Annotated in this window: 20 protein-coding genes; 11 read left to right on the plus strand and 9 right to left on the minus strand. The window is 61.2% G+C overall.

The genetic code is table 11. The features are described from left to right. Positions 1–119 precede the first annotated feature (119 nt). The 5 genes from ACP7B1_RS21095 (at position 120) to ACP7B1_RS21115 (ending at position 5,268) form a co-directional block, all read left to right on the plus strand. A complete protein-coding gene (locus tag ACP7B1_RS21095; protein WP_346306896.1) occupies positions 120–1,649 on the plus strand; it encodes an ABC transporter substrate-binding protein in 1,530 nt (509 codons plus the stop codon). A gap of 87 nt (positions 1,650–1,736) precedes the next feature. After that, a complete protein-coding gene (locus tag ACP7B1_RS21100) occupies positions 1,737–2,678 on the plus strand; it encodes an ABC transporter permease (protein ID WP_346306897.1) in 942 nt (313 codons plus the stop codon). Continuing rightward, positions 2,678–3,547 (plus strand): ABC transporter permease, encoded by an 870-nt coding sequence (locus ACP7B1_RS21105; RefSeq protein WP_105733398.1) that lies wholly within the window; start codon positions 2,678–2,680, stop codon positions 3,545–3,547. The genes ACP7B1_RS21100 and ACP7B1_RS21105 overlap by 1 nt, the downstream gene beginning before the upstream one ends. A 2-nt stretch (positions 3,548–3,549) precedes the next feature. Continuing rightward, positions 3,550–4,761: an amidohydrolase/deacetylase family metallohydrolase gene (locus ACP7B1_RS21110; protein ID WP_346306898.1), complete on the plus strand. Its 1,212-nt coding sequence runs from the start codon at positions 3,550–3,552 to the stop codon at positions 4,759–4,761. A gap of 9 nt (positions 4,762–4,770) precedes the next feature. After that, on the plus strand, positions 4,771–5,268 hold the full coding sequence (locus ACP7B1_RS21115; protein WP_346306899.1) for a RidA family protein: 498 nt from the start codon (positions 4,771–4,773) through the stop codon (positions 5,266–5,268). Positions 5,269–5,270: 2 nt separating this feature from the next. On the opposite strand, the gene ACP7B1_RS21120 is transcribed toward ACP7B1_RS21115, so the two are convergent. Then, positions 5,271–6,104, minus strand: a complete 834-nt coding sequence (locus ACP7B1_RS21120) for an IclR family transcriptional regulator (protein WP_374042759.1) — start codon at positions 6,102–6,104, stop codon at positions 5,271–5,273. 113 nt (positions 6,105–6,217) lie between these two features. On the opposite strand from ACP7B1_RS21120, the gene ACP7B1_RS21125 reads away from it, so the two are divergent. Together ACP7B1_RS21125 and ACP7B1_RS21130 are read left to right on the plus strand one after the other, a co-directional pair. Then, positions 6,218–7,429: an aminotransferase class V-fold PLP-dependent enzyme gene (locus tag ACP7B1_RS21125; protein ID WP_346306900.1), complete on the plus strand. Its 1,212-nt coding sequence runs from the start codon at positions 6,218–6,220 to the stop codon at positions 7,427–7,429. A gap of 40 nt (positions 7,430–7,469) precedes the next feature. Further along, positions 7,470–9,320, plus strand: coding sequence for an ABC transporter ATP-binding protein (locus ACP7B1_RS21130; protein WP_346306901.1), 1,851 nt, complete (start codon positions 7,470–7,472; stop codon positions 9,318–9,320). Positions 9,321–9,324: 4 nt separating this feature from the next. Here ACP7B1_RS21130 and ACP7B1_RS21135 read toward each other — a convergent pair whose 3' ends face one another. Genes ACP7B1_RS21135 through ACP7B1_RS21145 form a run of 3 tightly spaced genes read right to left on the minus strand, consistent with a single transcriptional unit; the run spans position 9,325 to position 12,305 of the window. Continuing rightward, positions 9,325–10,521: an ABC transporter substrate-binding protein gene (locus ACP7B1_RS21135; protein ID WP_346306902.1), complete on the minus strand. Its 1,197-nt coding sequence runs from the start codon at positions 10,519–10,521 to the stop codon at positions 9,325–9,327. A 30-nt stretch (positions 10,522–10,551) separates the two neighbouring features. After that, on the minus strand, positions 10,552–11,571 hold the full coding sequence (locus ACP7B1_RS21140) for an N-acetylglucosamine-6-phosphate deacetylase (protein ID WP_346306903.1): 1,020 nt from the start codon (positions 11,569–11,571) through the stop codon (positions 10,552–10,554). Continuing rightward, entirely contained in the window at positions 11,568–12,305 is a 738-nt protein-coding gene (locus tag ACP7B1_RS21145) for a glucosamine-6-phosphate deaminase (RefSeq protein WP_346306904.1), read from the minus strand. The genes ACP7B1_RS21140 and ACP7B1_RS21145 overlap by 4 nt, the downstream gene beginning before the upstream one ends. 124 nt (positions 12,306–12,429) lie before the next feature. Here ACP7B1_RS21145 and ACP7B1_RS21150 point away from each other — a divergent pair, with 124 nt between their 5' ends. From ACP7B1_RS21150 to ACP7B1_RS21165, 4 genes are all read left to right on the plus strand, one after another. Then, positions 12,430–13,608: an ROK family transcriptional regulator gene (locus ACP7B1_RS21150; RefSeq protein ID WP_346306905.1), complete on the plus strand. Its 1,179-nt coding sequence runs from the start codon at positions 12,430–12,432 to the stop codon at positions 13,606–13,608. A gap of 79 nt (positions 13,609–13,687) precedes the next feature. Beyond that, the gene (locus tag ACP7B1_RS21155; protein ID WP_346306906.1) at positions 13,688–14,878 is read left to right on the plus strand and encodes a glycine C-acetyltransferase; all 1,191 of its coding nucleotides are present in this window, start codon (positions 13,688–13,690) and stop codon (positions 14,876–14,878) included. A gap of 10 nt (positions 14,879–14,888) precedes the next feature. Continuing rightward, positions 14,889–15,926, plus strand: coding sequence for an L-threonine 3-dehydrogenase (gene tdh / locus ACP7B1_RS21160; RefSeq protein WP_288194286.1), 1,038 nt, complete (start codon positions 14,889–14,891; stop codon positions 15,924–15,926). A 102-nt stretch (positions 15,927–16,028) separates the two neighbouring features. Then, positions 16,029–17,135: a (5-formylfuran-3-yl)methyl phosphate synthase gene (locus tag ACP7B1_RS21165; RefSeq protein ID WP_426137237.1), complete on the plus strand. Its 1,107-nt coding sequence runs from the start codon at positions 16,029–16,031 to the stop codon at positions 17,133–17,135. A gap of 14 nt (positions 17,136–17,149) precedes the next feature. Here the strand turns inward: ACP7B1_RS21165 and fae are convergent, their stop codons facing one another. The 5 genes from fae to ACP7B1_RS21190 all read right to left on the minus strand — a co-directional run bounded on the left by fae (position 17,150) and on the right by ACP7B1_RS21190 (position 23,396). After that, positions 17,150–17,632, minus strand: coding sequence for a formaldehyde-activating enzyme (gene fae / locus ACP7B1_RS21170; protein WP_223614787.1), 483 nt, complete (start codon positions 17,630–17,632; stop codon positions 17,150–17,152). A gap of 72 nt (positions 17,633–17,704) precedes the next feature. After that, positions 17,705–18,445: an FkbM family methyltransferase gene (locus tag ACP7B1_RS21175; RefSeq protein WP_346306908.1), complete on the minus strand. Its 741-nt coding sequence runs from the start codon at positions 18,443–18,445 to the stop codon at positions 17,705–17,707. A gap of 321 nt (positions 18,446–18,766) precedes the next feature. Next, positions 18,767–20,032: a glycosyltransferase family 1 protein gene (locus ACP7B1_RS21180; RefSeq protein ID WP_346306909.1), complete on the minus strand. Its 1,266-nt coding sequence runs from the start codon at positions 20,030–20,032 to the stop codon at positions 18,767–18,769. Then, complete coding sequence (locus tag ACP7B1_RS21185) at positions 20,029–22,152, minus strand: capsular polysaccharide biosynthesis protein (protein WP_346306910.1); 2,124 nt, start codon at positions 22,150–22,152, stop codon at positions 20,029–20,031. Before ACP7B1_RS21185 ends, ACP7B1_RS21180 begins: the two co-directional genes overlap by 4 nt. Then, positions 22,149–23,396, minus strand: coding sequence for a capsular biosynthesis protein (locus ACP7B1_RS21190; protein ID WP_346306911.1), 1,248 nt, complete (start codon positions 23,394–23,396; stop codon positions 22,149–22,151). Before ACP7B1_RS21190 ends, ACP7B1_RS21185 begins: the two co-directional genes overlap by 4 nt. Positions 23,397–23,426 lie beyond the last annotated feature (30 nt).

Raw genomic sequence — 23,426 nt, forward strand, 5'->3', positions numbered from 1 at the left:
TCAAGGCAGCGCCCCTCGCGCTGCCTTTTCTTTTTTGTTTGACAGCGCCTGATACATTTGGTCTTATTCTACTATAAAACATTATATAACATAATAATAGAATAACAAAGGGAACTGTCATGAAATCACTGAAACTCGCACTCCTGTTGGGTTCGGCGCTGGTTGCCCTCAGCCCTGCGGCCTTTGCCCAGACCAAGGGCGGCGTCATCAATGTCGCGACCATCGGCGAGCCGCCGACACTTGACGCCATGGCATCGACGGCCGATCTGGTCGGCATTGTTTCGCAGCACATTTTCGAGACACTCTACACCTTTGATGAAAACTGGAACCCGACCCCGCTTTTGGCGGCAAGCCTGCCGGAGATTTCGGCGGATGGCAAAATCTACACGATCAAGCTGCGCACCGGCGTCAAGTTCCATGACGGCACCGACATGGATTCCGCCGACGTTGTCGCCTCGCTGAAGCGCTGGACCCAGATCGCCTCGCGCGGCAAGCAGGTCGCGCCTCTCATCACATCCATTGACGCGGTGGATGCCTCGACCGTCCGCATCACGCTCAATGCCCCGCATGCACCGCTGCTGTCGCTGCTGGCGTTCAACAATGCCGCAGCGATCATCCTCCCAAGTGAAAAGCAGCAGAACCCGATGACCGACCCGGTCGGCACGGGCCCTTACAAGCTGAAGGAGCGCAAGGCGGACCAGTATATCCAGCTTGTCCGCTTCGACGGCTACAAGTCTCCGGAAGGGCGCGAGAATGGTTATGGCGGCACGCGTCATCAGTATCTCGATGAAATCCGTTTCGTTCCTGTCCCTGATGCCAATACCCGGGTCGAAGGCGCGATTTCCGGCCAGTTCGACTATGCCGACAGTCTGCCTGTCGAGGCCTATGACCGCCTGAAGGGCCAGAAGGTCACAGAGCCGGTACTGCTGAAGCCCTTCGGCTGGCCGGTCTTCGTGCTGAACACGGCGCAGGGCCTGACCAAGAACCAGGATATGCGTCTGGCGATCCGCGCTGCGCTCAACGTCGAAGACATGCTGGCCGCCGCTTTCGGCAGCAAGGACTTCTATGCGCTCAATGGATCGTTCTATCCGGCGTCCTATAGCTGGGCCAGCGATGCGGGCGTCAAGGATGGCTATAATATCGGCGATCCCGAAAAGGCGGCGACGCTTCTGAAGCAAGCCAATTACGACGGCAAGCCGGTGCGCATTCTCACCAGCCGCCAGTATGAGTTCCATTACAAGATGGCACAGGTCGCGGCGGAATATCTGAAGGCCGCCGGGATCAATGTCGATCTGCAGGTGGTCGACTGGGCAACGCTGACGCAGCGCCGTGCCGACCCTGCACTCTGGGATATCTATATCAGCCACAGCCCGTTCCTGCCGGAACCCGCGCTGATCGGCGCCCTGTCGACCAGTGCGCCGGGCAATTGGGATACACCGGCCCGCAAGGTGGCGGTGGATGCCTTCAATGCCGAAACGGACCCGAAGAAGCGCATCGCGCTGTGGGCGGACGTTCAGAAGGTGATCTACGCGGAAGCGCCGATCATCAAGATCGGCGATTTCAACGCGCTGTCGGCCAAATCGCCCAAGCTGGAGCACTTTACCCCGGCGCCCTGGCCCTATTTCTGGAACGTGTCGCTCAAGCAGTAATCTGAAGCGTTCGGGCGCGGGCGGTCGCAAGCCGCCTGCCGCCAGTCCCTTCGTATCGTAGCTCCCGCAGCAGGATCCAACCGGCCCATGCTCCGTTACATCTTCCAACGCTTTATCGGCATGATTGTCGTGATGTTTCTGGTGGTGACCATCGTGTTCATCATCGTGCGCGTCACGCCCGGCGATCCGGCGGCCGTCATGCTCGGACCGGAAGCGACCGCTGCCGATATCGCGCAGTTGCGGACAGCCCTCGGACTCGACCGCTCTATCCTTGTCCAGTACGTCTATTTCATCGGCCAGCTGCTGCAGGGCGATCTCGGACGGTCGATCTTTCTCGACCAGCCCGTGCTGACGGCATTGGCGCAGCGCGCCGAGCCGACATTTTTCCTTACGGTTTTCTCCATCCTCATCGCCAGCGTCATTGCGATCCCCATCGGGGTCTATGCAGCCTACCGGCGCGGATCGGTCTTCGATCAGGCCGCAACGGCGCTTGCCATGCTGGCCGCCAGCATTCCCAGCTTCTGGCTCGGCCTGATCCTGATGCAGGTGTTTGCCGTCCGCTTCGGCATCTTCCCGGTCTCGGGTTATGGCGGGCCGGACACGACGCTGGGCGAGCGGCTGTATCATCTCGTTTTGCCGGCTTTTGCGCTGGGTATCGTTTCATCGGCGCTGATCATGCGGTTTACCCGCGCTTCGATGCTGGATGTGCTGGGGGATGACTACATCCGCACGGCGCGCGCCAAGGGCGTTGTCGAACGCAGTGTCGTGCTCAAGCACGCCTTCAAGAATGCGCTGATCCCGATCATCACCGTCGTCGGCCTGACGGCCGCCGTGCTGATCTCCGGTGCGGTGGTAACGGAGACGGTCTTCGGGCTGCCCGGTGTCGGCAATCTCGTCGTCTCGGCCGTGCTGCGCCGCGATTACCCCGTCATTCAGGGCGCACTCCTCATCATCGCTGGGCTCTACGTCCTCATCAATTTCGCCATCGACATGCTTTACCTCGTCGTTGACCCAAGGGTGCGCTACTGATGACCGATATCGTTTCACCCGTTCCCGCCAGCGAGCGCAGCAAATTCCTGCGGGTTCTCCTGCGCCGCAAGACCGTCCTGTTCGGCCTGATCGTTCTGGCAATCTTCATCACGCTTGCCATTCTCGCACCGCTCATTGCCCCCTATGCGCCGAACAAGCTGTCGATTGTCAACCGGCTGAAACCGCCGAGCGCCCAATGGATTTTCGGCACGGACGAGTTCGGACGCGACGTATTTTCGCGCACGATCTATTCCGCCCGGCTGTCGCTGCTCGTTGGTTTTGCCGTGGTGGTGCTCGCCTCGCTCATCGGCGTGACCCTCGGCATTCTCGCCGGTTTCTTCCACAAGCTCGATGCGCCGATCACCCGGCTGATCGATGCGATGATGGCATTCCCCGATATCCTGCTTGCCATTGCCCTAGTTGCAGCGCTCGGTCCGTCGCTGACGACGGTGATCATCGCGCTCAGCATCGTCTATGCGCCGCGGCTTGCCCGCGTGGTGCGGGCCTCGACACTGGTCATCCGCGAACTGCCCTATGTGGAAGCCGCCCATGCGCTTGGCATTTCGACGCCGCATATCCTGACGCGCCACATCCTGCGCAATCTGCTCTCGCCTATCCTCGTCCAGGGAACGTTCCTGTTTGCCCATGCCATGCTGGCGGAAGCCGGCCTGTCGTTCCTCGGTCTTGGCGTCAGCCCTGAAGTGCCGACCTGGGGCACGATGATTGCCGCCGGGCGGCAATATGTCGGTCAGGCCGACTGGATGACCCTGTTTCCCGGCATTGCCATCGTCCTCTCCGTTCTCTCCCTGCAGATGGTCGGCGACGGCTTCCGCGACCTCCTAGACCCCCGCCTCAGAAAGGATCTCTGATCATGCCCGCCCCCTCCGCAACCGACGGCCGTTTGCTGCTGACCAATGTCAAGCCGGTTGCCTTTGGCCCCAATACACCTTCCGGCACCATCGATATCCTGATCGGTGCGGACGGAAAAATCGCCGAATTCGGCCCCTCCCTGAACGTCGTCGGCGATGCCAGACGCATTGACATGAAGGGCGCCTGGATTTCGCCCGGCTGGACCGACCTGCATGCCCATGTCTGGCATGGCGGAACCGATATCTCGGTCCGCCCGCAAATCTGCGGTGTCGAGCGCGGCGTGACGACCATCGTTGATGCGGGCTCGGCCGGCGAGGCGAATTTCCACGGCCTGCGCGAATATATCATCGAACCGGCAAAGGAGCGCATCAAGGCTTTCCTCAATCTCGGCTCGATTGGCCTTGTCGCCTGCAACCGCGTCAGCGAACTCAGCGATATCCGCTCCATCGATCTCGACCGCACGGTCGCCTGCGTCAACGAAAACCGCGACCACATTGTCGGCCTGAAGGTGCGTGCCAGCCATGTCATCACCGGCTCCTGGGGTGTGACACCGGTCAAGGTCGGCAAGAAGGTGGCAAAAATTCTCAAGCTGCCGATGATGGTGCATGTGGGCGAACCGCCGGCGCTCTACGACGAAGTGCTGGAGATTCTGGGACCGGGCGATATCATCACCCATTGCTTCAACGGCAAGGTCGGCGCCAGCATCATCGAAGACGAGGATCTGTTCGAACTGGCGGAACGCTGCGCCGGTGAAGGCATCCGGCTCGATATCGGCCATGGCGGCGCGTCGTTCTCGTTCCGCGTGGCGGAAGTCGCCATCAGCCGCGGCCTGCTGCCATTCTCCATCTCGACGGACATCCACCTGCACAGCCTGAACTATTCCGTGTGGGATCTGGGAACGACGATGTCGAAGCTGCTGAGCGTCGGCATGCCGTTCGACAAAGTCGTCGAGGCCGTGACGCTCTCGCCGGCATCGGCCATCGGCCTGCCGACCGACAATCTCCTCTCCGTCGGTAAGCCGGCCGAGTTCACCATCTTTGAACTGGTCGATTCAGATCTCAGCGTCATCGATTCGCTGGGCTATGAAGCGACGCTGCACAAACTGTTCGAACCGCGCATGGTGATTCTGGGCACCGAAACCATCGCGGCGAGCCGCTATCAACCGGTGAAGCCCGAGCTGGTCAATCACCGCCATACCCATTCATACCGCTAAGGAGCTCGCGTGAATCCTTCATCCAGTCCGGCTGTCGACGCCGGCACATCTCCTTACATCAGGCTGAAGGCGCTGGGCATCGTGCTGCCGCCGGCACCGCGTCCGATTGCCAATTTCGTCACCCACATCCAGGAAGGCAACATGCTGTACCTCTCGGGCCAGGGCCCGCGCGAGGATGACGGCTTCATGCATACGGGAAAAGTGGGCGATAATGTCAGCGTCGAGGACGCCTATGCCCATGCCCGGCTGACCGGCATCAACCTGCTGGCGGTCCTGCAGTCCGCCCTGGGCGATCTTGGCCGCGTCAAGCAGGTGGTCAAGCTGCTCGGCATGGTTAATGCCGTGCCTGACTTTGCCGATCATCCGCTTGTTATCAACGGATGCTCCGATCTGCTGATCGACGTGTTCGGCGATGCGGGACAGCATGCCCGCTCGGCCGTGGGCTTCGGCTCACTGCCGGGCAACATCACCGTGGAGATCGAGGCGATCATCGCCTTGAGGGACTAGGATCAGGAATGACTGCGCCAGCCCATCACCGTTTCGATCCGTTCGGCAGATGCCTTGACCTCGGCCGTGTAGCGCTCGGGGTCATCGGCAATCTTCTGCTCGGGCAGAACAATGGAGATGGTGGCAACGCAGGTGCCCTTGTCGTCGCATACGGGCGAGGCAACACAGGCAACGGCGTAGTCGGATTCGCCCGCCTGGATGGAAATGCGCGATTGCAGCGCCTCGGCAGCGGCTTTCGACAGCGCTGCCGGTTCGATGACGGCCCGGCCGGTGGGCGAGGATTTGGCGCAGCGCTTGAACAGATCCAGCCGTTCGGCTTCGGGCAGATGGCCGACAAGCAGGCGGCCGGATGCGGTCCAGTTCAGCGGTACGCGCGTGCCGACGCGCGACGTGACATGGAAATGGCCGGGACCATCGGCCATGGCCAGAACCATCATGTGATCGCCGTCGCGACCGCAAACCTGTACCGTTTCACCCGATACGCGGCTGAGATTGTGCATTTCGTGGTTGGCGACGTCGAGAAAATCCAGCGAGCGGGCATAGGCGAGACCGTAGTGGTAAAGCCGTGCGCCCAGCCAGACGGAGCCGTCATTGTTGCGGGAGAGAAGGTTCTTCTCAACCAGATCGTCAATGATGACGTAGACGGTCGACAGCGGCGCACCGATGGCCTTGGCAATGCCGTAGACACCGGCCGGGCTGCCGGTTTCGTAGAGATAGTCCAGAACCTGCAAGGCCCGGTCGATGCCGCTGACACGGGAACGGCGGCCCGTCGCTTCCGGTTGTTCGGTTGTCTCAAGACCGGGGGCAGCGCCCATGTCTGATGTCTTTGCGTCCACGTTCAGGCTCCTGGCAGGCTCGATTGATGTTCAAACAGTTTATTACATTATAATGGCATATATGCCTAGAAAATGGAATGTGTTGCAAGCGGCAACATTTCGAGGAGATTAGCATGACAGACTCTCACAACCCCGACGATATTCGCGAAACGCTCGGGTTGCGACCCGTTATCAACGTGTCCGGCACGATGACCTCGCTGGGGGCGTCGATCGTGGTTCCGCAAGCGGTCGCCGCCATGACGGCAATCCTTCCGCAGTTCGTCGAGGTCAACGACCTGCAGAAGAAGGCGAGCCCGGTGATTGCCCGGCTGACCGGGGGCGAGGCCGGCTTTGTCACGGCGTCCTGCTCCGCCGGCATCAGCCTTGCGGTGGCGGCGGCCATGACGGGGAACGATCTTGCCGCCGTCGAACGCCTGCCCGATACCACGGGTCTGAAGGACGAGGTGATCATCCAGATGGGCCATGTGGTCAGCTACGGCGCTCCGGTCGATCAGGGTATCCGGCTGGCCGGTGCCAAAGCCGTTCTGGTCGGTCAGGCGACATCCTGCTACCCCTATCATCTCGATGGGGCGATCAACGAGCGCACCGCCGCTGCCGTCTTTGTTGTCTCGCATCACACGGTTCAGTACGGCCTCGTTGCCCTGCAGAAGTTTGCCGAAGTCTGCCACGCTCGCGGCGTGCCTGTGATCGTCGATGCGGCGTCGGAATATGATCTGAAGATTTTTCTCGAACAGGGCGCCGACATTGCGCTCTACTCGTCGCACAAGTTTTTGGGCGGTCCGACCGGCGGTATCGTCGCCGGCGCCAAGGATTTCGTCCGCAACACCTTCCTGCAGAACATGGGCATTGGCCGCGGCATGAAAGTGGGCAAGGAGAGCATTCTTGGAACCATCGCTGCGCTCGAAGCCTGGGAAAAGCGCGACCATGCGGGTATCCGCGCGCGGGAAACCAGCTATCTCAACCTCTGGCAGCAGACGCTTGCGGGCAAGCCGGGCGTCACGGCAGTCATCGAGCCCGATCCGACACACAATCCGCTCGACCGCCTGCGCGTCACCATCGACCCGCAGGCCGCCCATATCTCCGCCTGGGATCTCGCCGATGCACTGGCACAGGGCGCCCGCCCGGTGATCGTCCGGGACCATGAGGTCGAACACGGCTACTTCTATATGGACCCGTGCAATCTGCATCCGGGAGAAGAAACCATTGTGGCCAGCCGCCTGACCGAAGAGCTCGGCAAGGCGCGCGCCTCCAACGCGATCATCTCGACCCCGGTTGAAAACCGCTACGCGCGCCGCATGGCCGGCCTCATGCGCTGGCCCGACTGACCGGCGCATCGCCATCTGCCAAAGGAAAGGATTTGTACTCATGGACAATCGTCAGCCTTCCCATCCCGGCAACAGGGGCAATGCCCCTGCGCCGGTTCTGTCGGTCGCCAATCTGACGACATCCTTCCAGTCTGACGGCAAGTGGCGGCCGGTCGTGCGCAATGTCTCGTTCGACGTGGCGCCGGGCGAGACGGTGGCCATCGTCGGCGAATCCGGTTCGGGCAAGAGCGTGACGTCGCTGTCCATCATGCGGCTGTTGCAGAAGGACAAGAGCCGCATCGAAGGCCGCATCATGCTGGACGGCAAGGACATTCTTGCGCTTCCCGAGAGCCAGATGCGGGCGGTGCGCGGCAATGATGTCGCCATGATCTTTCAGGAGCCGATGACCTCGCTCAATCCGCTGTTCACCGTAGGCCAGCAGATCAGCGAAGCCCTGCTCTGCCATTCCTCCATGTCGCGGGCGGAAGCCAAGGCCGAAACGATCCGGCTTCTGGAGAAGGTGCGCATTCCCGCCGCGCAATCGCGCTTCGACGAATATCCGCACCGCTTCTCCGGCGGCATGCGCCAGCGCGTGATGATTGCCATGGCGCTGGCCAGCAAGCCGAAGCTGCTGATCGCGGATGAGCCGACGACGGCGCTAGACGTGACGATCCAGGGCCAGATTCTTGATCTGATCAAGCTGCTGCAGGAAGAAGAGGGCACATCCGTCCTCTTCATCACCCACGATATGGGCGTGGTCGCTGAGATCGCTGACCGCACCGTCGTCATGTATAATGGTGAGGCGGTGGAAACCGGCAGGACCGAGGACATCTTTGCCCGCCCGCAGCATCCCTATACCCGCTCGCTTCTTTCCGCTGTTCCCATTCTTGGCTCGATGAAGGGACACAAGCGTCCGTTGCGGTTTCCGGTGGTGGACCGGGCAACCGGCACGTCGGACGTGCCTGTCGAGGCCGCCGACACCGTCAAATCGCAGGTAAAGCCATTGCTCGAGGTGAAGAACCTCACCACCCGCTTCAATATTCACTCGGGGATGTTCGGACAACTGGAAGGCCGCGTGCATGCGGTGGAGAATCTGTCCTTCACCCTGCAGCCGGGCGAGACCCTGTCGCTCGTCGGTGAATCCGGTTGCGGCAAGTCGACGACCGGACGCTCGATCATGCGTCTGGTGCAGCCGCTCAGCGGCGAGGTGCTGCTGAACGGGGAAGACGTGCTGACCATGGAGCCGAAGCGGCTGCGCGATATGCGCCGCACCATGCAGATGATCTTTCAGGACCCGTTCGCCAGCCTCAACCCGCGTATCACTGTCGGCGCTGCAATTGCCGAACCCTATCTCGAACACAAGCTGGGAACGCGCGCGCAGGCAAAAGAGCGTGTTGCCGATCTCCTGGAGCGGGTCGGGCTGACTGCGGATATGGCAAGCCGCTATCCGCATGAATTTTCCGGCGGTCAAAGGCAGCGCGTGTGCATTGCCCGCGCACTCGCACTCGATCCGAAACTGATCGTTGCCGATGAATCCGTCTCGGCGCTGGACGTGTCGATCAAGGCGCAGGTCATCAACCTTTTGCTCGATCTGCAGGCGAGCCTCAACCTCGCCTATCTCTTCATCTCGCACGATATCGCCGTGGTGGAACGGGTCAGCCATCGCATCGCGGTGATGTATCTCGGTGAAATCGTCGAGATCGGATCGCGTGAAGCCATCTTCGAGAACCCGCAGCATCCCTACACACGCAAGCTCATTTCAGCCGTGCCGGTGCCCGATCCGTCGCGGCGCGGCATCAAGCGGCCGGTCTCCAATGACGAGATCAAGAGCCCGGTGCGCACGCCGGACTTCATTGTGCCTGTGCGGCAATACAATGAAGTCTCGGCGGGGCACCTGGTTCAGGTGCAGTAAGCCCTTACTTCGCTTTCTTGGAACCGACCAGTTCGTCCCATTTGCGGAAGGCGATGACCATCTTGTCCGGCTTCAGCGGCAGTTCGATCGGGTTGTTGGCGATCAGCCCGGCATATTCCTCCCGGCCGAACTGCTTGATCACGTCCTGGCTGTGCTGCGGTGCCATGGACAGCGGCACGTTCTTCACCGCCGGACCCGGATAGAGATAGCCCTCGTCATAGGAATAGGCCTGCGCCTTGGGGGTGAGCAGGAAGGCCATCAGGTCGAGGACGACAGCGGCCTTGTCGTCGGCGATGCCCTTGGGCATGCACATGAAGAAGGCGTCGGAAACCCAGTGGAAACCCTTGAGGGTGCCGATCTTTGCCGTTTCGGGCACGATGCCGAGCGCGCGCGGATTGATGTCCCAGCCGGTGGTGCTGATGATGATGTCGCGCGATCCTTCGCCGAATTCCTTCATCGTCGCGCCGGTTCCAGCGGGGTAATAGTCGATGTATTGGCCGAGATCGGCGAGATAGGCCCAGGTCTTGTCCCAGCCATTGACCGGATCCTGCGGGTCCTTGTCGCCGAGAATATAGGGCAGTCCCATCATGAAGGTGCGGCCGGGACCGGAATTGGTCGGGCGGGCATACATGAAGCGCCCCGGATTTTCCTTGGCATAGGCCAGAAGTTCTTCCGCGCTGGTCGGGACCTTCTTGACCCGTTCCGGATCATATTCGATCAGCGGGCCCGAGGGATAATAGTTGACGACGACACCGTAGCCGTCGCCCTGCGCCTTGTGCAGGGCGAGCGCGGCGGGTTCGTAGTTTTCCTCGATCCCCGGAAACTTGTCGGCGAAATCCGGCAGGATTTTCAGCCATGTCTCATTGGCAAGCCCGGCCGCCAATCCGTCGCTGCCGGTCAGAACGATATCGATATCGACGCGGCCCGCGCTCTGCTGCGCCTTGAGCTTGCCGGCGAGCTCCGTCACCGGCGCCTTGGTGAAGATGATCCGCGACGCCCGTTCCGGGTAGGTTTTGGCATATTCCTCGAATGCGGGCTGGATCAGCGCCAGCGCACCGCCCACGTCCATCACGGTGATCACGACCGGCGTGGAGGGCAGGGCGGGTGTCTTGGCCCAGGCGGGCATCGCGCCCGCCATTGCCGATGCGGTCATGCCGCCCAGCAGCACCCGGCGGCTCATTCGAAACTGGTCATTTCCCATTTGCATTCCCCTTTATTGTTCTTGGATGTTTCAGTTGCAGTTTCTGATCTCGTCGCCGACGCGGACGCTGCGGATGGCCATGCTGTCCGACCAGTCGATTTCCGCATGCGGCAGGGTGATGTTGCGGGCGCGCAGGGCCGGAGCGAGCGCAACCAGCAATCGTGTCGATGCCATTTCAACCGCCTGTTCGAAGGACGCGATGCCCCAACGGACAAGATTGCGCACCCCGTCATCGAGACAAAGGGACGATCCGGCTAGCCCCGTCGTTCCAGGCAGGCGCACGGTGCCGTCTGCGGTGCGTTCGATGCGCATGCCGGCGAAATCATAGGCGCCTGTGGGAACGGCGGCTGCGGCAACGGCATCGGTCACCAATGCGGAGCGCTCAAAGCCCTTGGCCCGCAGCAGTGATTTCAGCGCCTTGGGCGGAAGATGAATGCCGTCGGCAATGAAGGTCGCCAGCAGCCGGTCTTCGCCGAGCTGGGCAAAGAGCGGATTGTCGAGCTTGGGCATGATCTGCGGCAGGCCGTTGCCGAGATGCGTCGACAGGCTCGCCCCGGCCAACGCCGCGGCCTCCACCATGGCGAAATCCGCAGCGGAATGGCCGATTGAAACCAGAATATCCCGTGCCGCCATGGCCCGGATGAAATCGAGGCCGCCGGATATCTCAGGCGCGACGGTCACGAGAAGGATGGGCCGCTTGATCGCCTCTTGCAGACGCGTGACCAGGGCGGGATCAGCCGATGTCATGGCCTGTGCGGGATGGCACCCGGAAAAGCCCTGCGCCGGATTGAGAAACGGCCCCTCCAGATGATATCCCGGACACATCAGCGGACCGAGACGGCTCGTACTGACGCAGCGGTCGAGCGCGGTAAAGCGCGCCTCCAGTTCATCGGGATAGGCGGTGATGATCGTCGGCAGGCATGTGGTGACGCCCGTTGCCAGCATGGCCTCCAAGGCGTGGTCCAACGCTTCCGGCGTCAGGTCGGCGGCGTTGAAATCCACCCCGGCAAACCCGTTGACCTGGATATCGACGAGGCCCGATGTGATCATGACAGTTTTGACGCCGAATCCGGATCGAGCAGCAGGATTGCCTGCTGATGGGTCTGGACGATCGAGGCGGGATGACGCGGGTCGACCGGACCTTCCAGTGCGTCCTTGACAGCCTGCGCCTTGCGCGCATCAGGCACCGAAAGGATGACGAGGCGGCTCTTGAGGATTTGCCGGATGCTCATCGAAATGGCCTGCTCAGGCACGGCGTCCAGCGACGGGAACCAGCCTTCACCCATCTGCTGCTTGCGGCAGGCCTCGTCCAGCGTCACGACGATATAGGGCTCTTCCGTATCGAAATCGGCGGGTGGGTCGTTGAAGGCCAGATGGCAGTTTTCGCCGATACCGGCAAAGCAGACATCGATATCGTGTTCGGCGATCACGGCACTGAGTCGCTTTGCTTCGGCCTGCGGATTGCCCTCGGCATTGACCGGATGAAACGTTACATCGCCGCCGAGCGGCGCAACGAACCGCTCCTGCAGATATTTGCGGAAGCTGGCGGGGTGGGTGATGTCCATGCCGACATATTCATCGAGATGGAACGCCGTAACCCGCGACCAGTCGATCTCCTCTGCCGCAACGAGATTTTGCAGGAGTTCGAACTGGCTGGCGCCCGTGGCGACAATGATCGACGCCTTGCCCTTTTGCGCAATCGCCTGACGGATCGCCGCTGCGCCAAGCGCGGCGCCGGTCGCGCCAAGGACCTGCTTGTCGGATAAAATACGCGCATCGACCATGGGCTTTACCAACCTTCTTGCATATGCTTTTCACCGTGGCCGCCATTGTAAGCATAGCTGTCCATGGCACTGCAAGGTATTTTAGAATAATATTGTTCAAAAATAAGAACGAAGGCGTTCCCGCATGATTCTGACCGTTGACGAGACACATTATGACGATGCCCACCAGCGTGACTGCGCCCGGGTCGTGGCGCTTGTCTCCGACGGCGGTCAGCATTCCCGGCCCGGCATTGCCGAAGCGCTCGACATGACCTCGACCACCACGTCAAAAGTGGTGGGGGACCTGATCGCCCGCGGCCTGCTGGTGGAAACGGCCGGCGAAAAAAGCGGGCGGGGCCGCCCTGCCATCCGGATCGGCCTCAACACGCAGCGTTTCGCCGCAACGGTCATTCACGTGTCGAGCCGTTCCCTGCGCGGCACGCTGGTGGATTTCGGCGGCCGGACGCTGGAACGCTTCAGTCTCGATATGCGGGCCGACGCCGACTGCGGCCAGATGACGACCGCCATGCAGGATCTGGTCGCGCTTCTGGCGGACAAGTGTCCAGCGGGAATGCAGCACATCGGGACATCCGTGTCCGTATCCGGCGTTGTCGATGTCGAAAGCCGCACCTGGCTGCTCACCTCGCGCTGGCCGAAGATTCGTGATTTTGACCTGGCGGCGGCGCTGGCGCCGGTCACCCCGGAGGTTCTGGTCTGCCGGCACCTTGATGCCGAACTCAATGCCCGCATGCTGCAGGACCCGGTTTACGGCACCGACAATACATTGCTCCTGCACTGGGGCTGGGGCATCGGCCTGGCCTATAGCGTGAATGGCGATCCGTTCATCCGTGCGGGCGGACCGTTCGGCGAAATCGGCCATTGGCGTTTCAACCTGCTGGAAGACCGCCCCTGCGGCTGCGGCAATCATGGCTGTCTTGAAACGGCGGCGTCGCTCTGGGCGCTGCTGCCCCGGATGCTCGAACGATGGCCGTCCCTGTCCGAGAACGAGGAAGTGCTGGCCGGGCAAATGGCCCGGCGGCCCCTGCTCGACATGGACGATATGCGCACCGGGGTCGAGCTCATGGCGCGATCCCTCGCCAATGTCTGCCGCCTGCTTTTTCCCAAGCGGGTTATCGTGACCGGGCCATTCATTGCCAATGCGGATGTCTGGCAGGCGTTTGAGCAGGCTTTCCAGGCGGAAGGCCTGATCGGCACGCTGGAACTGCCGGTTCTGATCGCGGACAAATCAAGCGAGGAGTTCGCCATTCTCGGTGCCGTCCGGCCGCTGTTCAATCTGGGGCTTGAGACATTCATCCGATCGTGAGATGACACTGCCTGCGAATATCCGATTGCACCAACGCCACGGCCCCGCCGGAAGAACACAGCAGGACATCATACCGATCATGACGCAGCAATTCATCGATCACCTCACGAGCGAGCTGAAAGGCTTGAAGGAGTCCGGACTTTACAAGTCCGAACGTGTCATCACCTCCAAGCAGGCCGGGCAAATCGAGGTCTCCGGCGGTGCCCGGGTCCTGAATTTCTGTGCCAACAATTATCTCGGTCTTGCCGACAATGCGGAGCTGGCGGAAGCCGGAAAAGCCGCACTCGACCGTTACGGCTATGGCATGGCGTCGGTCCGTTTCATCTGCGGCACGCAGGAAGAGCACAAACAGCTTGAGTCGCGCATCTCCAGCTTCCTCGGGCTGGAAGACACAATCCTCTATTCCAGCTGCTTCGATGCCAATGGCGGCCTGTTCGAGACGCTTTTGGGTGAAGAGGATGCGATCATTTCCGATGCGCTGAACCATGCCTCGATCATTGACGGCGTGCGCCTGTCGAAGGCAAAGCGCTTCCGCTATGCCAACAACGATATGGCGGCGCTGGAAGAAGAACTGAAGAAAGCCGAAGGCAGCCGGTTCAAGCTGATCGCCACCGACGGCGTCTTTTCCATGGACGGCATTATCGCCAATCTCGGCGGCGTGTGCGATCTCGCTGAAAAATACGGCGCCATGGTCATGGTCGACGACAGCCATGCGGTCGGTTTTGTCGGCAAGCATGGTCGCGGCTCGGCCGAACATTGCGGCGTGGAAGGCCGGGTTGATATCATCACCGGTACGCTGGGCAAGGCGCTGGGCGGCGCCTCCGGCGGTTATACCTCCGGGAAGGCCGAAGTGATCGACTGGCTGCGCCAGCGGTCGCGACCCTACCTCTTCTCCAACACGCTGGCGCCTGTTATCGCGGCAGTCTCGCTGAAGGTCTTCGACCTGATCGACCGGGGTGCCGACCTGCGGGCGCGCCTCAGTGCCAATGCCGCGCATTTCCGCAAGGATATGAGCAAGCTCGGCTTCACGCTCGCCGGTGCCGATCATCCGATCATCCCGGTCATGCTGGGCGACGCATCGCTGGCGCAGGAAATGGCAGCACGCATGCTGGACAAAGGCGTCTATGTCATCGGTTTTGCCTTCCCGGTCGTGCCGAAAGGCCAGGCGCGCATCCGCACCCAAATGTCTGCTGCCCACACCACGGAAGATGTCGCCCGCGCTATAGACGTCTTTGCCGAAGTCGGGCGTGATCTCGGCATCATCAAATAGGAAAAACACCATGTCGAACATGATGAAGGCACTGGTAAAGGCCAAGGCGGAACCCGGCATCTGGATGGAACATGTTCCCGTGCCGGAGCCGGGTCCCAACGATGTGCTGATCCGCGTGAAGAAATCCGCGATCTGCGGCACCGACGTTCACATCTACAATTGGGATCAGTGGGCGCAGGCGACGATTCCCGTGCCGATGGTTGTCGGCCATGAATTCTGCGGCGAGATTGCCGACATTGGCTCGGCGGTCACCAAATACAAGGTCGGGCAGCGGGTTTCCGGCGAGGGGCATATTGTCTGCGGCACCTGCCGCAACTGCCGGGCGGGCAGGGGGCATCTGTGCCGTAACACGCTGGGCGTCGGTGTGCATCGTCCCGGCTCGTTCGGCGAATATGTGTGCATTCCGGAATACAATGTCGTGCCGATTCCAGACGATATTTCCGACGAGATCGCCGCGATTTTCGATCCGTTCGGCAATGCGGTTCACACCGCGCTGAGTTTCGATCTGGTGGGCGAGGACGTGCTGGTCACGGGCGCCGGGCCCATCGGCATCATGGGCGCGCTGGTTGCCAAGCGCTCGGGCGCCCGCAAGGTCGTCATCACAGACATCAACCCGTCCCGCCTTGCGCTTGCCAAGCAGTTGGGCATCGATCACGTGGTCGATGCGTCGAAGGAAAACCTTGCAGATGTCATGCGCCAGATCGGCATGACGGAAGGTTTTGACGTCGGCCTCGAAATGTCCGGCGCGGCGCCGGCCTTCCGCGACATGATCGACAAGATGAACAATGGCGGCAAGATTGCCATTCTCGGCATCGCGCCGACCGGCTTCGAGATCGACTGGAACAAGGTCATTTTCAAGATGCTCAACCTGAAGGGCATTTACGGCCGGGAAATGTTCGAAACCTGGTACAAGATGATTGCCTTCGTGCAAGGGGGGCTTGATCTGAGCCAGATCATCACCCACCGCCTGCCGATCGATGATTTCCAGGCGGGCTTTGATGCCATGCGCTCGGGAAGCTCGGGCAAGGTTGTTCTGAGCTGGCACTGAAATACGTGCCCTGTTTCGCAATGACGCCATTTCATGGCGTCATGATCGGCGCGGATATGCGCCGATAGATGTAGTTCATGGTGCATCCGGAGGTTTTTGCCCATGACCAAGATGCTTGCCATTGTCCGCAGTCCTGAAGAGGCGGACATCGTCCTTCAGTGCGGCGCCGACATCATTGATGTACCGGCATCTGATCTGCAAGCGCTGCAGACCTATGCAAAAGCCGCGCGCGGCAAGGCCGTGCTGTCCGCAACACTGCCGGAGGCGGCGCGCGCATCCCATGCCGGGGAACTGACCGGTGCAGGACTTGGGTTCATCGGCATTCCGGTCGAGACGTCCACGCCGCTGCATTCCCTCCCCGACTTGCCCGCTCCGGCAAAGTGGATGGCGGTCGTTCATGTGGACCTGATGAGCACGTTGCCCGACGTGTCCAGCCTGTCGTCCCGGGGCTTTGCCGTGATCATGCTGGATACGAGCAACGGATCACGGCTTTTGAACCATGTGTCGCTCGCCCAAATCGATGCTTATGTCCGGGAGTGTCACGCGCTTTCGATCCTGGTCGGCATCGCCGGTGCGCTTGAAACGCCGGATATTCCGCGTCTTCTCAGTTTTCAGCTGGATATTCTGGGCTTCAGGCAAGCATTTTTCGAGAATGCCCATGCGGGCACGATCAACGTTGAGGCGGCTTCGCGAATCCGCGATCTCATTCCTCCCGAGCGGCAGGACAGTCTTGCGCCCGGTGTCGATTATCAATTGCTGGCGGCGCGCGGCTATTTCCCCGATCCGGCCGAAGAGGGGCTTGGGACGGACAAGATTTTCGTGCGTGATTTCGTCCTGCCCGTTCATATCGGCGCGTACAGTTTCGAGCACGGCATTGCCCAGAAGATGCGTTTCGACGTCACCGCCGATGTCCTGCGGGTAACCCGCAATCCCGAGGACATGCGCCACATCGTGTCCTACGACCTGATCATGGACGGTATTCGCGCCATCGTTGCCCGTGGTCACGTCGAGCTGTCGGAAACACTGGCCGAGCGCATTGCTGCGTTCATCCTCGAGAATCCGCGTGTCACTCGCGTGGTGGTGCGGGCGGAAAAGCTGGAACTGGGGCCAGGGGGCGTGGGCGTCGAGATCGAGCGCAGGCGCGAGACACAGATCGCGCCGGTCCTGCCCGCGAACGCGCCCGTGCCACATCGCAGGCGCGATCACTGATCATCGGGCGGCGGTTATGATTTCAGGCCGAGTATTTCCGCGGCGGTCGGCCGTCCGGTCACCGCGCGCTGAATGGCCTCTTTTGTCGCCTGGTAGTTGTAGTCGTGTATCCTGCTGTCGTCGCGCGCCTGCCAGTGAATGAAAACACCGACGCAGATAAACAGGTTGTCGGCTTCCTCGAGCGGGATCACACCTTCCGCCACGCAATCGCGAACCGCCTTGGCAATACCCGATTGCGCCGGTCCGAACAGCTGCATGGCCTGGCCGGATCCGCGGATTGTGACCTTGTTGTACATCACCGTATTGGGCTTGCAGGGCAGATTCGGTTCAATGACGGCCAGAACCGAGGTAAAGCCGTCCTTGTTGTTGGTCAGCGCGTTGCAGAATGCGGTTTCCACCGCACTGCCGCGCGGCCCGATCAACAGATCGATATGGGCAACCTCATTGCCTTCGCCGACCAGGGATTCGCCCACCATGACTCTGTTGATGATCTGCATGCCGATTCCTCCATCTCGCGCAGCTATAGCCCAAGATGCGGATGCGGGGAAAGAATTGTATTCTGCAGCCCGTCAGAGTGTCAGATCGAGCGCTCTCAGCCGTTGCGCGACGTCCTGTTTGCGGTCGGGGTGGACGGCAAGGATGTTCGCCACATGGTCGGCCGGAAAGGCCATGTTTGTGGCGTGAGCGGTCGTCAACGGCCGGAGTGCCCCGGAGAGGACCTCCCACATGTCGTAACCCCAATCGGCCAGGTGTTCGAAAATCTTGCCGGGCGTTGTCTTTGACAGATTGGCAAGGAGCTCGCGATTGATCTCGACGAGGATCGTTGGTTTTGAAGCGCGAATTGTGGCCGCCGCGCCGATGAGAAACAGCCCTTCGGCTCCCTCGATATCGACCTTGATGGAATCGGGTTTCAGCCTCTTTGCCAGGGCATCGAGCGTTTCAACCTTGGTGCTCCGCTCGCATTGCGCACCACTGGAGCCGGGGACGAGACTCGTCGCGCCGGCATTGATCGTGTATTCGGCGCCGTTCAGCTGCATGGTGCCCGACGCATCGGCCAGCGCGAGCTGGTGCAGCTTTATGGTTTTTGCAAGCCTGTTTTCGGCAATCGATTTGTTGAACAGATTCCACAGATACGGCAGTGGTTCAAACGCGACGATCTTGCCGCGGAAGCCGGGTTTGCTGGCCAGCGACAATGAATAATATCCGACATTGGCGCCCACATCGACGAATATGCCGTCATCGGGCGCAATCGCCTTGATGATCTCGACGTCGAATTTCTTGTGCTGGCCGCTGAAAATGCCGAAACTCATGTAATACTGTCGAAGGTCCAAATATATCTTGAAGTTACTTTTTGTTTCGTAGAGTACCTCCACGTTTTCGCGCACGAAATTCTCGAAAACAACGTCCGCATGCCTATGGTGAAATTCCGGGGATGAGAGAAAGCGCCGCCGGTGCTCTTCAAGCGATAGATCCGAGACATCAAGCAAATTCTCTGAAATTAGTTTCACTTCTTCAGCATTTGCTTCGCGTCCAAGGATAAATTTGTAGCAACTCATAATGTCATTGTAACTCGTCATGACGCCTTCACATTCATTCGAATTGACCTGCTACGGAAATAGAAACTCTGCCTGCTAGCGTGCAGTCTGAACAGCACTTGCTAACAATTCATCCAATACTTGGAAATGCCCGTTCCAATCTTGTGGTGTGTGTCGTGATTTACTGCGGTATTCGCCGGCATGCGCTTCGATTGCCGCCCGCCAGCCAAGGCCATCACAGGGATCGAGCAGCGTTGCCTGGTCGCCGACAATTTCCTTATGGGACGGAATGTCCGACGCGATGACAGGCGTTCCCGTCGCCATGGCTTCGGCAACCGGCATGCCATATCCCTCGACGAAGGAGGGGGCGAGCAGGGCGGCGGCACCGGACATCAGATCGGCCAACGCGGCATCGCCGAGATCCGGCACTTCGAGCACCATGTTGCGCAACTGGGGGCACCGGTCCAACGTGGCAAAGACCTGCGCGTTTTCCCAGCCGCGCTTGCCCGCGATCACCAGGCGCGGCGCGCTGTCGCCATCGCGCTCGACGAGCCAGCGCCACAATTGCAGGAGCAGGATGTGGTTCTTGCGCGGTTCAATGGTTCCGACAATGACGAAATAGGGGTTTTGGGTGCGGGGCGTGCCTGTGCGGCGGACCTGGCGAAAGCTGTTCTCGATCCCCGGAGGCAGAATCGCCATGGGCGGTGCCACGCGTCCGCGTTCATCGGCAAATGACCGCAGCGAACGCGCCGTTGTCTGGGAATTGCACAGGATAAGACCGGCATGCCGCAGCACAGTCTCCATCCGCTGCAGGTGGCGCTGGGGCTCCTTCCTGCGGACAAATTCGGGATGGGTGACAGGGATGAGGTCGTGGACGTAGAAAACGCCGCTGCGGCGCTTTCCGTCAAGCCATGAAAAGGCGGCAGGCCTGTCGAGGTTCGTATGCGAGACATGGACGAAAGGGGTGTTGCGCGCCATCGGCCCGGCCGGAAACAGGGTCCGCAAGGCCTTTCCGGCGACCAGACCCCATTGTTTCACCTTTGCCGGCTTTGATCCGGCCGCGGCGGGCCTGATATCACACCAGGATATCCGTCCATCGATGGCCGCATAGAGCTGTTCCAGCTCGGCAGACTGCTTCGGGCTCAGCGCCGTGCCGGACCAGCGCGCACTCAGGTCGGTTATCAATCCCGTTGCACGGCCCTCATTGATCGCAATCGGCTTGTTCCGCCCCATTTCGACAAAAAGCGAGCAGCGTTCCCTGGCCCAATGGGCGTATTGCAGTTCAAAGCGATCAATCCCGGTCGGCGTCGAATAATGCGCGCGCCCGATCAGGCGGGAGATGTCCATGGCTATTGCGTTCATCGTGCCCACCCAATCCGGCGTAATGACCGGCGCAACACGCCGGTCCTGTTGTGTCGCGTTGCGTGAATTTCATCGATAACGTCTTCCACCTCGCAGGGCAGACCGGTGTTCCCGGAGAGATAGCGGGGATAGAGAATGAGAACGCCGGCCATGAGCGCATCGAGCGATAGCGTGCGGCGCAGGCGAATCGGCGTGACGGCGTCATGGGTCAGGCCCCAGCCCGCATAAAACGGCAATCCGTAGCACCACACCGGCCGTTGCCGGACCAGGGCTTCGAAGCCCAGCTGCGACGTGGCGACGTGCACCTCGTCACTCGCATCAAGCAGGGTGTCGAGCGCGACATTGCCGACGACAAGGTCGGCCAGCGTGCCAAGTGCAGCGGCATCGGCAAGGCCTTGCCGCTTTCCCGCCAGCAGATCGGGGTGTTCCTTGTACACCACGAAGGCATCCGGGCGGCGCGTGCGCACCATCTGCAGCAATTGGAGGTTCGAGATGCCGCCGGTGAGGCCAAGCCGCAGGGAGGCATCGTCCGGCACCTGTCCGGCGATGGTGACGATGCGGCGGCCGGCGGCGAGCGTGCGGTAGTCGGGCGATGCGGTGGCGTCGAGATTGTATTTGCTGATCCCGTATTGAATGATCCGCTGGCGCAGGCGGGCCGCCCGGGCGAGCAGCAGCGGGTCGAACGATGCCGTGCGCAGCAGCCTCTCCAAACCGCTTTCGCGGGCGGCATCGTAGTAGAGCGCCTCCCGGTCGATGCAAAGCGAAGAGGCGGGCGTCAGGTTGGCGCCGAGCCCCGCAGACCGGATGAACCCATCTTCGATGCGCAGAACCGGCAACGGTGCGGAGAAGGTATTCCCCCGATGGGGTTCGTCGGCATTCTGACCCCAGCGCACGAGACAGTCCGCCTGTGCCAGCTGTTTTTTCGTCGGCACCTCACCGCAGAAACTGACGCTGGACCAGGGGCCCTGCAGCAGACGCCGGATTGTCGGCCGCTTATGGCGCGAGAAGCCGGCGCAGAGATAGTTGCCGCGCCGTTCCAGCGCGTGGTGCCGCCAGGCGACAAGCCGGTCGATGGCCTTTTCGGCCGTGGTTTGCCGCCTTGTCACGGGGTCGACATAGAGGGCGTACTGAAGCAATGTTGCCGCGACAAAAGCATCGAGAGTCACCCGGTGTGTGCGGCGGTTCAAAGCGGCATTGGCAACAGGGCCGTCGGCCCAGTCCCGTGTCAGACCCCAGCCGGCATAAAACGGAACACCAAACGTCGTGACGGGGATTGACCGCAACAGCGCGTCGAAACCGAACTGGCTGGACACGGTCCAGACTTCATCGACGACATCGAGCAAGGCATGCGGCGATACGTTGTCGTCGATAAAGCGGATATTGGGTCTGCCCGCGAGATGGCTGAGATACCCCCTGGCATAACCGGCAACACTATCCGGATGGCTTTTGACCAGGACCGTTGCCCCGGGCACGGCGCAGGCTTCATTGGCCATATGCCGGAACGCGTGTTCATCGGCACCCGCTCCCCTCACCGAATGATCGCCGGCCACCTGATCGATGAGCAGGATCCGCCGGCCATGGGTTGCGGGCAGGGCGACCGGCCGGTCGGGGAAATGATTGTACTTCGTCAGCCGGTGTTCAACGATCATGGCGCGCAGCGTGCGGGCGCGGGCGAGGTCCGGCTTGTCGGCACCCCACTGCAGCAATTCTTCCAGGCGCGATGGCCTGGCGGCATTGAAATAGATGCCGAGATCGTCCGCCACCATCGAAACCGGCGGCGCCCCTGCCTTGCCAAGGCCAACCGAGCGGAGAAAGCCGTCTTCCAGCGACCAATAGGGAATGCCGCGCATGGTAGCCAATCGCTTTCCCAGACGGGCAAGCGGCTTTTCACCCCAGCCGACAACACCGTCGGCGCGGTTCCAGACCATTTCAGCCGACCTTATCGCGGCGGTGCCGAGCGCTGGTCCAATGAGGGGAAACCGCAGCCTCGTCGGCAGAAATGCCAGCAGCGCGGCGCCCTGCGGCGGCAGCCAATTGGCCTGCTCTGCCGCTCCAATGGCCGCCGCGCCGGCGTTTGCCGGGCCTGTTGCTTGCAAGGGGAGTGATCGGGCGAAACTCATGGCGTTCCGTTCGGAATGTCGGGCGACAGCGCGGGTATATTGACCGCAATCATCTTCAGATCCCGCTGGATGCGTTGCACGACGCGTTTGCTTGTGGCTTCGGTCAGGTTGCGCAGGTAGAAACTGCCGTTGACGAGGCTTTCCTCGTGCATGCGCGCATTGAATGCCTTGACGGCGTCGCGGCGGGGCGGAACCGGCGATGTCCAGAAGCCATCCATTCCGGCCGTGTCACCCGGCTCGCCGCCATGGCGGCGGCCCCAAACCAGATCGCGCTTGTTGTAGATTGCTTCGCCGAGGGAAAGCACGGGCTTGCCATGGTTCAGCGCCAGCAGTCCCGAGGTGCTGTTGACCGTTATCAGCCCCAGGGAGTGCCGTATCAGCAAGCCGATGGAGCCATCATCGACCACATGGACCCGCTCCGCGCAGCCGGCGATGCGTGCCAGTTCCATGGCAAATGGCCGGTAGCTCTTGTGGCCGCGGTCCATCGGATGCACCTTGATCACCAGATGGTGCGCCGGGGCGGCATGTCGGCGGAATGAGCGGATGCTTTCGGTGATGAGCTTTTCCATTGTCCAGCCGCGGCCATGCCGCAGCAGCTGCTGGTCGTCGTGCACCTGCAATGCAATGACGAAATACTGGTTCTCCAGATTCTCGATCAGATTGAGCATCATCGCGTTGTTCGCGGGATAGTGGCGTATTTTCCGGCAGAAATTCCGCGTCCAGAGAACAGCTTCCGACAGAATGCCGCGGCTGCGATGATGGACGTTGCCGCGAAAGAACACGGCACCAGCCGTCTTTGCCAGGTAGTAGCGGACGGCAAACAGGGTCATGGCGCGGAAAAGGTTGCCCTTGACGGGTTCTATCGGGAGCGCCGACGATGCAGGCCGCGCCGGCTGGGGCCTGCGAAGGGGCGACAGCGCATTGTTGCCATCCCATTCGCAGGTGATGAAATTGGGGCGGATATAGCCTTCCTCAAAGCAGGAGACGGGCACGCCGGCGCGCAGCGCAACCATGATCGCCTGGCGGTGGTAGGGCCGGCTGTCGCCGAACAGGATGATCGCCTCCGGCCGCCTGCTGCGTATGAACGCGTCCAGCCAATCTGACCAGGCATCCATGGAACCGCAGAAGTTGAGCGTGCCGGGACCATGCGAAAACAGCCAGTCTCCGCCGTTGAAGTTGATCTTGAGGACATCAAAGCCCTGTGTTTCGAACGTGCCGGAGAGGATGCGAAAGAATGGGCCCACGGGCCCCTGAAGCAACAGGACAAGGGGTTT

The sequence above is a fragment of the Phyllobacterium sp. SL163 genome, assembly GCF_049896885.1.
Lineage (GTDB): Bacteria > Pseudomonadota > Alphaproteobacteria > Rhizobiales > Rhizobiaceae > Phyllobacterium > Phyllobacterium calauticae.